Here is a 12,130-nt window from a genome sequence, read left to right on the forward strand (position 1 = left end):
TGACCCCGGGGCCAGCGGCCATGAAGGCGCTGGCCCCGGGGTTTTCTGTATGAGTAGCGTGCCCGGTCGGTTGAGTTGCCCGTGTGGGCGTCGTATCCCTACTCCCCGACGTTCTCCCACCACGGCGTGATGATGGCACGCGCAATCGAGTGGAAGTACAGATTGAAGCCAAGCACGGTCGGCGTCGCATCTTCCGGAACTTCAAGCTTCTCCACGTCGACCGCGTGCACCGCATACATGTAACGGTGTGGGGCATGCTGCGCCGGTGGGTTAGCTCCGTAGTGACCACGCATGCCCGAGTCGCCGACAAGCTGGATAGCGCCTTCTGGCAGCTTAGAGCCGTCTTCGGAGCCAGCTCCCTGTGGCAGACCCTTTTCGGTCGCTGGAATGTTGAAGACAGCCCAGTGCCAGAAGCCCGAAGCGGTCGGAGCATCCGGATCGAAGCAGGTCACGGCAATGGACTTAGTGCCCTCCGGCAGATTTGCCCAATCCAGTTGTGGGGAAACATTCGACGGAGCGCGGAATTCATCCGCAATCTTCTCGCCGTCCTTGATATCTGGCGAGGACAGCTCGAAGGTTGGCAAATCCTTCAGCGGTGCGTACGGATCTGGTCCCGGGAAAACCGGAGCATTTGCAGTGTCGTTTGCGGTGTCGTTGGAATTCGTAGTCATAACTACCAGTGTGCCTACTTTATGAGCGCGCTGCAGGGACTTTACAAGACTCCCTATCTGCAGGGCCTGATTCTCAGTGCGAATCCAAGGCGGATGCGGGGCTAACACCGCTGATGTAATTACACCCAGGTTTGGCGCGCTAATGCCCCTCTGACCTGCCAATTTGTGTTTCATTATGTAGTCGGGATACAGTATCACAGGTCAGCACGGAAGTGCTTCCTACCCGGTCCGGGTGGCGGAATGGCAGACGCGCTAGCTTGAGGTGCTAGTGCCCTATTAACGGGCGTGGGGGTTCAAGTCCCCCTCCGGACACAAGATAAATCCCGAGAAACTGCAATTAGTGCAGCTCTCGGGATTTTTGCTTTGTCTGTCGGACCAATGGGACTGCCCTATTGCAGCGCCGAGGTCAAGCGGAAAACAGAGTCCAGGTAGCGCTGACGAAGGGGCCGGTCATTCCATTCCTCCTGGGTGAGCAGGAAAGATTTGTCGCGGTACTCGTCGGCAAGCGTGATCAGTTTGTCCACGATGGAACCGGCGGCGGAAAGAAGCGTGATCTCGTAGTTGAGGCCGAACGAGCGCATATCCAGATTGGAGGAGCCGAACATGGCCATGCGGTCGTCGATAACCATGAACTTGGAGTGCAGGACCGCAGGCGCCGGATAGCGGTAGATCTTCACGCCAGCGGTTAGCAGTGCCTGGTAGTAGGACTGCTGCGCGTGGCCGACCATGAACTGATCGGACTCTTCGTTGACGTAGAGCTGGACGTCGATGCCTCCATATGCGGCAGAGGTCAGCGCCATGAGCATGGATTCGTCGGGGACGAAGTACGGGCTGACGGCGATAATCCGCTCGTGTGCCTGGTAGATCATGTTATTGAAGACGCGCAGGTTCGGCTCCGTGCTGAAGCCCGGACCCGACGGCAGCACCTGGACAACGTTGTAGTTGTCGTTGACTTCGGTGTTGTGGAGTGAATAGTCCCTGGTGGCGTCTGGGGTCTTGTATAGCTCGCTGGTCCAATCAACCGCGAAAATTGCGTCGAAGGCCAGCGCAATATCGCCCTCGAGCTCAATCCACGTGTCCACCCAGCGACGGCCGATCTTATGGTTCTTTTTCTTCTGATATTCGGGCTCAATCAAATTCTGCGAGCCCATGAATACAATGTCGCCGTCAACAACTACGAGCTTGCGGTGATTACGCAGATCCAGGCGGCGCCAGGTGAGCTTCAGCAAGCTCACGGGCAGCATCGGGTGCCAGGAGATTTTAGCCTGGTCCAGGCGCCTTTTCAGCTTGTAGTAGCCGGGGTACTTCCACGAACCAATTGGATCGACCAGTACCTTGACCTCTAGTCCCCTGTCGTGCGCGCGTTCAAGAGCCTGTATGAAAGGCTCCGTGCTGGAATCCAGTGCAAAGATGTAGGACTGCACGTGGATTGATTTCTGGGCCGCATCGATGGTCTCAATCATGCGGTCAATGGAGGCGTCGAATTCGGTGAAAAGTCCCTTTTCCGCGCTGGCAATTGCCGGCATTCCCGTGAGCTGGCGCGAGAGCTTGAATACGTTGACAACGTCATCTTCTATCTCGGCATCGTCCGGTACGTCGGGCAGATGCTCGGTACGTTCCGCAATGAGCTCCTGTGCCAGTGCCTGTACCTCATGCCGACGGCCCGTAATCTGCTGCGAGCCCAGGAAGAGGAACAGAGGTAGGCCGATAAATGGAATCAGCAGAATCAGCAGCAGCCACGCCGTCGAAGCCGATGGGCTTCGGTTTTCCGGCACCCATCCAATCGCGATGAACTTAATCGTGTAGTCGAGTGCGAAAAATAGTACTTGCCACCACGTTAAGTCCTCCACCAGCCACGGGAAGGTACCCATCAACCAATCCATGCAGATGATATTACTGAAGGAATTTTCAGTACCTTTGGTCGCGGCCCCTTAGGTGCACTCTCCCCTTTTCGTGACAGCCTATTGTGACATCTGAAATTGAATACTGGTATCAATACGTAGTAAGGTTCAACTCATTGAACATCGCAAGCGTTTGGCATGTCGACTTCGAAAGGACTACCCCTCCAAATGACTGAGAAGGCTCCTACGAGCACCGAGTTCGACGTTGCCACTAACGTACTGAAGTTGATGGCCGACAAGACGCGTCTCTCGATCCTGTCGCTCCTCCGTGACGGGGAGATGACCGTCACCGCCATCGCTAGCGCGCTCGATCGCCCCGTCCCCGCGATTTCTCAGCACCTGGCGAAGTTGCGCATGGCCAATATGGTGCAGACCCGCAAGGAGGGCACGTCTAGCTTCTACTCTCAGCCCGACGAGCACCTTACCAACCTCGTGGTCAACGCTCTCCACTTCGCCGAACACACGCTCTACAGCGATCCGCCCCATCACCGCGGTCAGTAGGCGCACACGGATACGCCCGCTTTACTCGCTTTACGACGAAAACCCCGCGCCTTTCTGAACCTAGTTGGCGAGCCCGGCGTTCGATGCCCTTCCCTGGTCAAATGCCTCCATGATGCGCTGGGCGGCGAGCGTCGGTGTGAGCAGCCCCGAGCGGAGTTGTTTTTCCACCAGGGTGCTCTCTGTCTGCACAGCCTCGTTGGTGTTGAGCCGCTGCAAGAGCGTCTCGTGAACCATGGACCACATCCACTTAATCTGCTGGTTAGCGCGGTTTTCATCAAAGAGATGATTCTCGTGCATAGCCTCGACATGGTCTTCGATGGCTTGCCAGAACTTGTCGATGCCGTCGTCCTCCAATGCCGACATAGTCAGTACCGGTGGCGTCCAGACTTGGTCTGAGGAACGAACCATCTTCATGGCCGTCATCAGATCACGCGCAGCGCGCTTTGCCGGGCGCAAGTTCTTACCATCCGCCTTGTTGATAGAAATCACGTCGGCCATCTCCAGCACACCCTTCTTGATGCCCTGGAGTTGGTCACCAGCGCCGGCGAGTGCCAGAAACGCAAACGTATCCACCATCTGGGCCACCGCGACCTCGGACTGACCGACGCCGACAGTTTCGACGATGACAATGTCGTAGCCTGCGGCCTCGAGCACCACCATGGCCTCACGCGTTGCCTTGGCGACACCACCGAGTGTGCCCGCAGAGGGCGACGGACGAATGAAGGCTTCATCCGCGGCCGAGAGCCGGGACATACGGGTCTTGTCGCCCAGAATCGAACCACCGGACTTCGTCGACGACGGGTCGATGGCCAGCACTGCAACGCGGTGGCCCTCCTCGATCAGCTTCAGTCCGAGGGTTTCAATCGTGGTTGATTTACCGACGCCGGGGACGCCGGTAAGGCCGACACGCATGGCCTTGCCGGAAAATGGCAGCAACTTCACCAGTAGTTCCTGAGCCAGCACCTTATGCGCCGGAGCAGTCGACTCCAGCAGCGTGATTGCCCGGGCCAACTTAGTGCGGTTTCCAGCCCGCACGCCCTCAAAGAGGTCGTCGACATCGATCCGTCGTCGCGCACGGCGGACGACTTCGGGGGCTACAGCGGTCTTTCCCTCAACGACCGTGCCAGCGGTAGTGACGAGGGTGCCCAGGTTTTCTTCAAGATACTCGTTCATCGCTACTTCTCAATTCCGACAACGCGCTGAGCTGAACAGTCAGCCCAGCGCGGATGCGGTAGTTATTTAGGACTCTTCGTCAACGGCAAGGTCGAGGCCCAGCTCGTTAGAGAGCTTGGTCATCATGTCGATTGCCGAATCAGCGATGACAGTGCCCGGCGGGTAAATAGCCGCGGCGCCGGCATCGTAGAGTTCCTGGAAGTCGCCCGGTGGGATAACACCACCGACAACAATCATGATGTCCTCGCGCCCCAGCTTTGCCAGCTCATCGCGCAGGGCAGGAACGAGCGTCAGGTGTCCGGCGGCTAGTGAAGAAACACCGACGACGTGGACATCCGAGTCGACGGCCGATTTGGCGGCCTCCTCCGGAGTCTGGAACAGCGGTCCCACGTCAACGTCCATGCCGAGGTCCGCGTAGGCGGACGCGATGACCTTCTGGCCACGGTCGTGACCATCCTGGCCCATCTTGGCCAGGAAGATACGGGGACGGCGACCTTCCTGCTCTTCGAACTTATCGGCCATGGCGATGGCCTTGGAGACGTTGGACACGGCTCCCTCCTTGCCAACTTCGTCCTTGTAGACGCCGGAGAGAGTACGGATCTCGGCCTGGTGGCGGCCAAAGACCTCTTCCATGGCGTCGGAGATTTCACCGATGGAGGCCATGGCGCGAGCACAGTCGACAGCGAGCTTCAACAGGTTCTTGTCCAGGTCCCCCGGTTCACCCGGGTTACGGCAAGCGTCGGTCAGAGCGGCCAGTGCCTTCTGAACCTCTTCCTCGTCGCGCTCGGCGCGCAGGCGAGCCAGCTTGTCAATCTGCTCTTGGCGTACGCGGGAGTTCTCAACCTTGAGAACCTCGATGGCCTCGTCCTCTTCGACCTGGTACTTATTCACGCCGATGAGAGCCTGACGACCCGAGTCAATACGGGCCTGCGTACGAGCTGCGGCCTCTTCAATACGCAGCTTCGGAATGCCTTCGATGGTGGCCTGTGCCATACCGCCGGCCTCTTCGACCTCGTCGATGTGCTGGCGTGCACGCTTGACCAGCTCATTAGTCAGCCACTCGATGTAGTAGGAACCAGCCCACGGATCAACCGGACGCGTGGTGTTGGACTCCTGCTGAAGCAGCAGCTGAGTGTTACGAGCAATACGGGCTGAGAAGTCAGTCGGCAGTGCCAGAGCCTCGTCCAGTGCGTTGGTGTGCAGCGACTGGGTGTGGCCCTGTGTTGCGGCCATAGCCTCAACAGCAGTACGCGCGACGTTGTTGTAGACATCCTGGGCGGTCAGCGACCAACCAGAGGTCTGCGAGTGAGTACGCAGGGACTGGGACTTCGGGTTCTTCGGGCCAAACTTGCCAACCAGCTCGGACCAGAGGATGCGGCCTGCACGCAGCTTGGCGATCTCGGTGAAGGTGTTCATCGAGATGCCCCAGAAGAAGGACAGACGCGGAGCGAACTTATCAACTTCAAGGCCAGCGTCAATACCGGCCCGCAGGTACTCGATGCCGTCGGCAAGCGTGTAAGCGAGCTCAAGGTCGGCCGTCGCGCCCGCTTCCTGAATGTGGTAGCCGGAAATCGAAATCGAGTTGAACTTCGGCATCTTTGCCGAGGTGTACTCGAAGATCGAGGAGATGATTCGCATCGAAGGCTTCGGCGGGTAGATGTACGTGTTACGAACCATGAACTCCTTGAGAATGTCGTTCTGGATCGTACCGCGCAGCTGCTCGGTCGAAACGCCCTGCTCTTCAGCGGTGACAATGTAGAAGGCCAGAATCGGCAGCACAGCGCCGTTCATGGTCATAGACACCGAGACGCCGCCCAGGTCAATGCCCTGGAAGAGCTCACGCATGTCGTAAATCGAGTCAATTGCCACGCCGGCCATACCGACGTCGCCGGACACACGCGGGTTGTCCGAGTCGTAGCCACGGTGGGTAGCTAGGTCGAAAGCGACCGAAAGGCCCTTCTGTCCGGCCGCGAGGTTGCGGCGGTAGAAGGCATTGGACTCAGCTGCGGTGGAGAAGCCAGCGTACTGGCGAATAGTCCACGGTTGGTTGGTGTACATGGTCGGGTACGGCCCGCGCATGAATGGGGCGATACCCGGGAAAGAATCTACCGGGTGGCCCTCGGCAGCAGCGGCGTCGCGGTCAGCGCGATCGTAGACGCGCTTGACATCGATGCCCTCTGGAATGGTCCACACTTCACCAGCTTCCGCGGCAGCTGCCTTGTTGGTGGCAGCGGCTGCGTCGTCGGTGTTGCGGGAGATGTCAGCGAAATTTGGGATGGTGGTCATTACTTCCTTCACGCTCCCAGTTCGTTCAGCAGTCGGGACAGCTCCGCGACAGCATCGATGGTCATGTTCAGGTATCCGTCGGGGCGAGCGTCCTCAGCGGCATTGGCGAAGCTCTTCTCGGAGCCGGCCACCAAGACCTCCTTAGCGCCGGCGGCGCGGGCGGCCTTGACAGCGTCCTGGCCCGAGGCCTCGTACTCGCTGTCGGCTGCGCACAGCACGACAATCGGAGAGGCCTTCACTGCCTCTTCGAAACCTGCCTCGCCCGGCACAACCTGGCCGGGGTTGGCGACGGCGATACCGCCGGAAGCCAGCAGGTTGGAGGTAAAACCAGTGCGGATGTTGTGCTTGGCCAGCGGACCCAGCGGCAGCATGGCAATCAGCGGACGGTTGCCCTTTTCAGCCAGGAAGTCATCGGAGCGGTTGCGCAGCGCCTCGAAGTCGCTGGCCCAACGGCGAATCGGGTCGCCCTCCGGGCGGGCCTCAGGAGCCAGTGGGGCCTCAGCCAGGTTCGGGAACTCGTTGATGGCGGTGACCTTGGTGCGGCGGTGTGCGATGTCGGCGCGGCGCTTTTCCCAGGTAGCGTCCAGGGTGGCGCGAATATCGGCCTCCGCGGAGGCGAAACCGCCGCCGGCCTCAGTGCCGGTAAAGATCTCCCATGCCTTGTCGGCCATTTCTTCGGTCAGGTCTTCGACGAAGTAGGAGCCACCTGCTGGGTCGGCGACGTAACCAAGGTGAGACTCTTCCAGCAGCAACAGATTGGTGTTGCGAGCGATGCGAGCCTTGAAAGTCTTGGAGACGTTCGGCATGCCGCCGACAACTGCGTAATCAAACGGCAGAACCTCAACTGAGGAGGCACCGCCGACACCTGCGGCGAAGGAGGCGACAGTCACACGCAGCATGTTGACCCACGGATCGCGCTGGCTGAACATGACCGGGGCTGTCACGGCGTGCATCGGAGCGCGGCCAGCTTCAGGGGCGCCGATAACCTCAGCAACGCGGGCCCAGAGAACGCGAGCGGCGCGGAACTTCGCAATGGTGTCGAACTGGTCGTCGGTAGCGGCAAAGCGGAAAGCGATCTGGCCGAGGGCTTCTTCAGCGCTCAAGCCCGCGTCGGTCAGCGCACGCAAGTAGGCGACACCAACGGCGAGACTGTAGCCAATCTCCTGGATGTTGTTTGCACCCAGGTTGGAGAAAACAACGCCGTCGACAAGCAGGGCACGGACGTCGCCCGGCTGCTTAGCCGCCTTGACGGCCAGCTGCGTGGCCTCGTCGAGAGAAATATCGTCAATACCGGCAAAAGCGGAGGTCAGCGGAGCCGCGGAAAGCTCGACTGCGACGGCGTCCGGATTAGTCGGGTTTGCCTGCTCGATGTAGGACGTCAGTGCTTCCGCAACCTGCGCAGTCTTCTTACCGGCATGCACGGCAATCGGAGCAAGGTCGACGTAGACGTTGTTGAGCAGAGCCGGCACATCAGCGGCTTCGAGGGAGCCGGTGAAGTCCAGGCGGATGTCCGTGGTGCCGTTTTCCAGTGCAGTCAGCAGAGTCTCGTTGACGGCCTTTGGGTCAAGTGCATCCTCACCTGGGTACTGGCGACCGAAGGTTTCCCGAACGCCCCAACCGTTGGTGTTGTCCGAAGTGACCTTTGCGCCACGGACGAATGGGAACTGGCCCGGAGCTGGGCTTTCCGCGAGCTCGTCCGCGCGGGTGTAGAGCGGGCGAACATCGACACCGTCATAGGTGGTCTGAATCAGTCGTTTCCAAATATCGAGCGGTACATCTGCAACGTCTTGCTTGTGCACCCGCGCGAATACCTTGGCCACGCCCTGATACCAGGAATTCTGCAATTCCTCGAAGTTTGGTGGCAGCGTGGAAGGTGATTCGGGGGTCGTTCGGTCAGTCACGACAGACCTTCTCCCTTACATGTTCTAAGCAACGCCTCTATCAATCCATAACCGAGGAAATTCGGCTGCGACAATTTCCGAATTCTCCGCGACGGAAAGGGATTTAAAGGCGTTGGCTTCCTCCAATAGTCAATAAGAGCCACTAGTCAGACGCTAAGACTCACCCGAGTGTCCATGCACTGAACTTTTCAGCTATTTGTGCAATACCCTTACGTTCGGTTTTGTGCTGACGGGCACGTCAAGTGCTCGAGCCAAGGCATAGTGACCTTGATTCCCATCCTAGTGAAATAATGGGCAAACGCCTTTAGCCGCTGACTAGCCCTCCTCGCAGAGCCTCCAACGCGCAGGTCACACGCTTCCCCGCAATCCCCGGTAACCTCAAATGGGTGAACGTATCCGATGTGCGAATTACCCCTACACTCAAAAAGGTTCTGCTGGTGCTAGCCGTAGGTGTGGGGGTCGTCGTCACGCTGTACGTCGATGTTCCCACCGTCGCTACCATCCGGCAGTGGTCCATCGATGCCGGTGACTGGTTCCCGCTCCTCTACTTTCTCGCATACGTTGCACTGACTCAGTTCCCAATCCCCCGCACCGTATTCACTTTGGCTTCCGGAATTCTCTTCGGGCCAGTGCTCGGTTTCCTGCTGGCAATTACTGCGACGACGGTTTCTGCCCTTCTCTCCCTCTGTATTGTGCGGTTTTTGGGACGCGATTGGTTTCGCACGCACCTGACCAACCGCCGTCTTCTCAGTCTCGACCATCGGTTGGAGCAACGCGGCTGGCTCACAGTGCTCAGCTTGCGCATGATTGCTGGCGTGCCATTTTCGTTTCTCAACTACGCCTGTGGACTGTCGTCGATACGCATCGTGCCGTATATCATCGCCACTGCCCTAGGTTCGGCGCCGAACACACTCGCCGTCGTTCTGCTTGGCGACGCGCTGTTGGTCGGCTTCGACGTGCGCTTTGCGGTGGCCACGGGAATTCTGCTCGTGCTTGGCTTGCTGGGACTTCTTGCGGACGCCAAGTTCCCTGTCGTAACCGGTTCTTCGAAACGTTAAAACACCGCTTGGCGCTCTTGAGCTAGACGTGAGTTTTTCGGCGAGCTGGTGTTGGTTGCCCGTGAGTTTGCGGAGGGAATGAACGTGTCTTAGCCCAACTGTCAAGGGGTGGGGCTAGACTGGAACGTATGTACTCAGTCTTTGCCAGTTATCGCGGTCGATCTACTCGCAGGGCAGATCACGTTCGGGCTTCTGCGCAGGCACTTTCCGGCCTGGAAGGCGTAGGAACTGTTGAGGTTGCAGGTATCGAAGAGCTTCGCGCAGCTCCTGAAAATGCTGTGGGAGTAACCACGCTTGTGCTGGCGCTATTGGCCGCAGGTGACTGGGCAATAGGTATCGGTGTTTGTCCTCAGGACGACATTGAGCAAGCGCATCTGGCATCGAGCTCAGTCATCGGTAAGGGAGGCAGAGCCGGCACGGTAAAAACCCGCATTCGGACTAACAATCCGCGCGGTAAGGACTACTCGGAGGATATTGGTGCAGCATTCACATTGCTGCACCACGTTATCTCTCGCAGGTCCCCCGAAGGGCGCGAGGCAACTGGTTTGGTTCGCGCTGGTTATTCACAGGTAGAGGCCGCGGAAGAATTGGGAGTTTCTAAGCAGGCCGTCAATCAGCGCCTCGCGGCAGCTGGCTGGCAGGCGGAGCTGGCCGGGTGGAACCTGGCCGTCCATCTGCTTCAGCGAGCTGACGAGTTATAAAAACTTACTGCCCATTTTCTGGGGCGTAAGGGTCACGTGACCATCCTGAAAAATCTGGACGATCGGTGGAGTGTGCACCGCCGCCTGCATTGGTATTACCGGTACCAGGAGCCGAGGGCAGGTCACGTTTGCCGGAGGGAACTGACGGCGCAGCGGGCGCGGCCGGTGCAGCCGGTGTCGCAGGTTCAACCGCTGCCGGGCGGTTCTGGCCACCCAACTGTTCAGGCTGAGCGGGCTGAGTCGACTCAGCGCGGCGGTTCTTCTTCCTCTCAGGGGTATTACCAGCTGCTGCAGTTACCGGATCATCAACCGGGCGGTTAGCGACCTCGTTCGCCGCGGCAACCGCACGAGCCAACTCCGGGTTGGTCGACATGTCGAACCAGTTCTCATCGCGGCCCTGCTCAGCTTCTTCCTTGGTCTCTCGGCTCACGGCCGGAGGCTCATAGCGGAAGACACCGTCGGCATCCTTCTTGCCAAAAGCCCTAGCGAAGCTCTCGAGGCTGTCACCGAACTGCGACGGAATCATCCAAACAGTATTGCCGTCCTTATTTGCCAGCTCAGGTAGCTTCTCCAGGTACTGCCAGGCAAGAATCTCAGGTGTCAACTGTGAAGCCTTGACAGCGGCGTTGACTTTCTGGATAGCGCGAGCATTACCCTGTGCCTCAAGGTAGGTAGCGGCGCGAGTACCCTCAGCGCGCAGAATGGTTGCCTGACGCTCAGCTTCAGCAGCCAAAATTGCTGCGTGCTTGTTACCCTCGGCGGCCAGAATCTGTGCCTGCTTACGGCCCTCAGCAGTTTTAATATCGGCTTCGCGGGTACCTTCCGCAGTCAGAATCATGGCGCGCTTCTCGCGATCGGCCTTCATCTGCTTTTCCATCGACTGCTGAATCGACGGTGGCGGCTCAATAGCCTTCAGCTCCACACGAGCAATACGAAGACCCCATTTGGCAGTCGCCTCGTCCAGCTCGCCGCGCAGACGGCGGTTGATGTAGTCACGGGAAGTCAGTGTCTCTTCCAGGGTCAGACCACCCACGACGTCGCGAAGCGTTGCGGTAGTGATCTGTTCGACGCCGAAGATGTAGTCGTCGATACCGTAAATCGCCCGATCCGGTTCGTTGACCTGGAATGTCACGACGGTATCGATAGCCACAGTCAGGTTGTCTTCGGTGATCACTGCCTGTGGCGGAAAGGTAACCATACGCTCACGGGTATCAACCTTCTCGCGCACTCGGTCAATAATCGGGATGATGAAGTTCAGGCCGCTATTCAGTGTCTGCGTGTATCGTCCCAGTCGCTCTACGATTGCCGCTTCACCCTGAGGGACCAGCACAATCGCTTTGAGAACCAAGGTAACAACCACGAGAATGAAAACGACGAGGATGATAAAGCCTTCCATGGAATTCCCTCGTAGCTAGAAACTGTGTGGTCAGTTATTTGATGGTCAGTAACTAAGAGTGCTCCGAGCGCCCTTTAAGTGAGTTGACTGCTCAGAGCAGCTTGTCCACTACTGCGGTATTGCCCGAAATCTCTACAATCGTGACTCTTTCCTTCGCATCGAAGGTCTGCGCAGTCAGAAGACTGCGCGCGCTCCACAACTCGCCGTTGACCTTAATCAGACCCGCTGACGAAGAAACTGGCTCGATGACCTCAGCATGACGGCCCGCTAGCAGTTCCGGACGCGACTCCAGTTCGGCGGACTTGTCCGGTTTTGCCATCTTTTTGCGCAACACAGGGCGAACTGTCAGCACAAGTGCGGCGGACACAACGGCGAAGATAACCACTGATAGCCAAAGCGGCGCTCCAAGCTGGCTCGCACCGGACGCTGCCAGTGCACCACCTCCGAGCATTAACAGTGCTAAATCTCCGACTGCGAGTTCACCGAGAACCAGTAGGAGGCTTGCTCCGAGCCAAAGGAGAGGAATCACGCCCTCACCCTAC

10 protein-coding genes and 1 tRNA gene are annotated in these 12,130 nt (G+C 58.6%); 4 read left to right on the forward strand and 7 right to left on the reverse strand.

From position 1 onward, the window contains the following. Positions 1-98: 98 nt before the first annotated feature. Positions 99-671: a YbhB/YbcL family Raf kinase inhibitor-like protein gene (locus ADB08_RS02640; protein WP_049170574.1), complete on the reverse strand. Its 573-nt coding sequence runs from the start codon at positions 669-671 to the stop codon at positions 99-101. Positions 672-897: 226 nt separating this feature from the next. Here ADB08_RS02640 and ADB08_RS02645 point away from each other — a divergent pair. Next, positions 898-983 (forward strand) — tRNA-Leu (locus ADB08_RS02645). A 77-nt stretch (positions 984-1,060) separates the two neighbouring features. Here the strand turns inward: ADB08_RS02645 and cls are convergent. Further along, positions 1,061-2,554 (reverse strand): cardiolipin synthase, encoded by a 1,494-nt coding sequence (gene cls, locus ADB08_RS02650; RefSeq protein ID WP_065421642.1) that lies wholly within the window; start codon positions 2,552-2,554, stop codon positions 1,061-1,063. Positions 2,555-2,740: 186 nt separating this feature from the next. Between cls and ADB08_RS02655 the strand changes: the two genes are divergently transcribed. Further along, on the forward strand, positions 2,741-3,073 hold the full coding sequence (locus ADB08_RS02655; protein ID WP_048734120.1) for an ArsR/SmtB family transcription factor: 333 nt from the start codon (positions 2,741-2,743) through the stop codon (positions 3,071-3,073). Between the two features lie 60 nt (positions 3,074-3,133). On the opposite strand, the gene meaB is transcribed toward ADB08_RS02655, so the two are convergent. The 3 genes from meaB to ADB08_RS02670 all read right to left on the reverse strand — a co-directional run bounded on the left by meaB (position 3,134) and on the right by ADB08_RS02670 (position 8,433). Next, positions 3,134-4,246, reverse strand: coding sequence for a methylmalonyl Co-A mutase-associated GTPase MeaB (gene meaB / locus ADB08_RS02660; RefSeq protein ID WP_048734122.1), 1,113 nt, complete (start codon positions 4,244-4,246; stop codon positions 3,134-3,136). A gap of 66 nt (positions 4,247-4,312) precedes the next feature. Beyond that, entirely contained in the window at positions 4,313-6,532 is a 2,220-nt protein-coding gene (scpA, locus tag ADB08_RS02665; protein WP_005510731.1) for a methylmalonyl-CoA mutase, read from the reverse strand. 8 nt (positions 6,533-6,540) lie between these two features. Beyond that, complete coding sequence (locus ADB08_RS02670; RefSeq protein ID WP_049170577.1) at positions 6,541-8,433, reverse strand: methylmalonyl-CoA mutase family protein; 1,893 nt, start codon at positions 8,431-8,433, stop codon at positions 6,541-6,543. Positions 8,434-8,819: 386 nt separating this feature from the next. On the opposite strand from ADB08_RS02670, the gene ADB08_RS02675 reads away from it, so the two are divergent. Both ADB08_RS02675 and ADB08_RS02680 read left to right on the forward strand, forming a co-directional pair. Then, positions 8,820-9,491, forward strand: a complete 672-nt coding sequence (locus ADB08_RS02675; RefSeq protein WP_052317814.1) for a TVP38/TMEM64 family protein — start codon at positions 8,820-8,822, stop codon at positions 9,489-9,491. Between the two features lie 128 nt (positions 9,492-9,619). Then, positions 9,620-10,192 carry a hypothetical protein gene (locus tag ADB08_RS02680; protein ID WP_049170579.1) on the forward strand — a complete coding sequence of 191 codons (573 nt, stop codon included), beginning with the start codon at positions 9,620-9,622 and terminating at the stop codon, positions 10,190-10,192. A 4-nt stretch (positions 10,193-10,196) separates the two neighbouring features. Here ADB08_RS02680 and ADB08_RS02685 read toward each other — a convergent pair whose 3' ends face one another. Then, positions 10,197-11,588, reverse strand: a complete 1,392-nt coding sequence (locus ADB08_RS02685; protein ID WP_049170583.1) for an SPFH domain-containing protein — start codon at positions 11,586-11,588, stop codon at positions 10,197-10,199. Between the two features lie 91 nt (positions 11,589-11,679). Next, positions 11,680-12,117, reverse strand: a complete 438-nt coding sequence (locus ADB08_RS02690; protein ID WP_042388696.1) for an NfeD family protein — start codon at positions 12,115-12,117, stop codon at positions 11,680-11,682. Positions 12,118-12,130: the final 13 nt, after the last annotated feature.

The sequence above is a fragment of the Corynebacterium sp. 239_CJEI genome, assembly GCF_001055995.1.
In the GTDB taxonomy this organism is placed as follows: Bacteria; Actinomycetota; Actinomycetes; order Mycobacteriales; family Mycobacteriaceae; genus Corynebacterium; species Corynebacterium jeikeium_D.

What these genes read in the sequence shown, in the direction of transcription:
- ADB08_RS02685 (WP_049170583.1), bottom strand. Translation starts at nt 11,588, where the DNA reads ATGGAAGGCTTTATCATCCTCGTCGTTTTCATTCTCGTGGTTGTTACC.
- scpA (WP_005510731.1), bottom strand. Translation starts at nt 6,532, where the DNA reads ATGACCACCATCCCAAATTTCGCTGACATCTCCCGCAACACCGACGAC.
- meaB (WP_048734122.1), bottom strand. Translation starts at nt 4,246, where the DNA reads ATGAACGAGTATCTTGAAGAAAACCTGGGCACCCTCGTCACTACCGCT.
- ADB08_RS02655 (WP_048734120.1), top strand. Translation starts at nt 2,741, where the DNA reads ATGACTGAGAAGGCTCCTACGAGCACCGAGTTCGACGTTGCCACTAAC.
- ADB08_RS02680 (WP_049170579.1), top strand. Translation starts at nt 9,620, where the DNA reads ATGTACTCAGTCTTTGCCAGTTATCGCGGTCGATCTACTCGCAGGGCA.
- ADB08_RS02640 (WP_049170574.1), bottom strand. Translation starts at nt 671, where the DNA reads ATGACTACGAATTCCAACGACACCGCAAACGACACTGCAAATGCTCCG.
- cls (WP_065421642.1), bottom strand. Translation starts at nt 2,554, where the DNA reads ATGGATTGGTTGATGGGTACCTTCCCGTGGCTGGTGGAGGACTTAACG.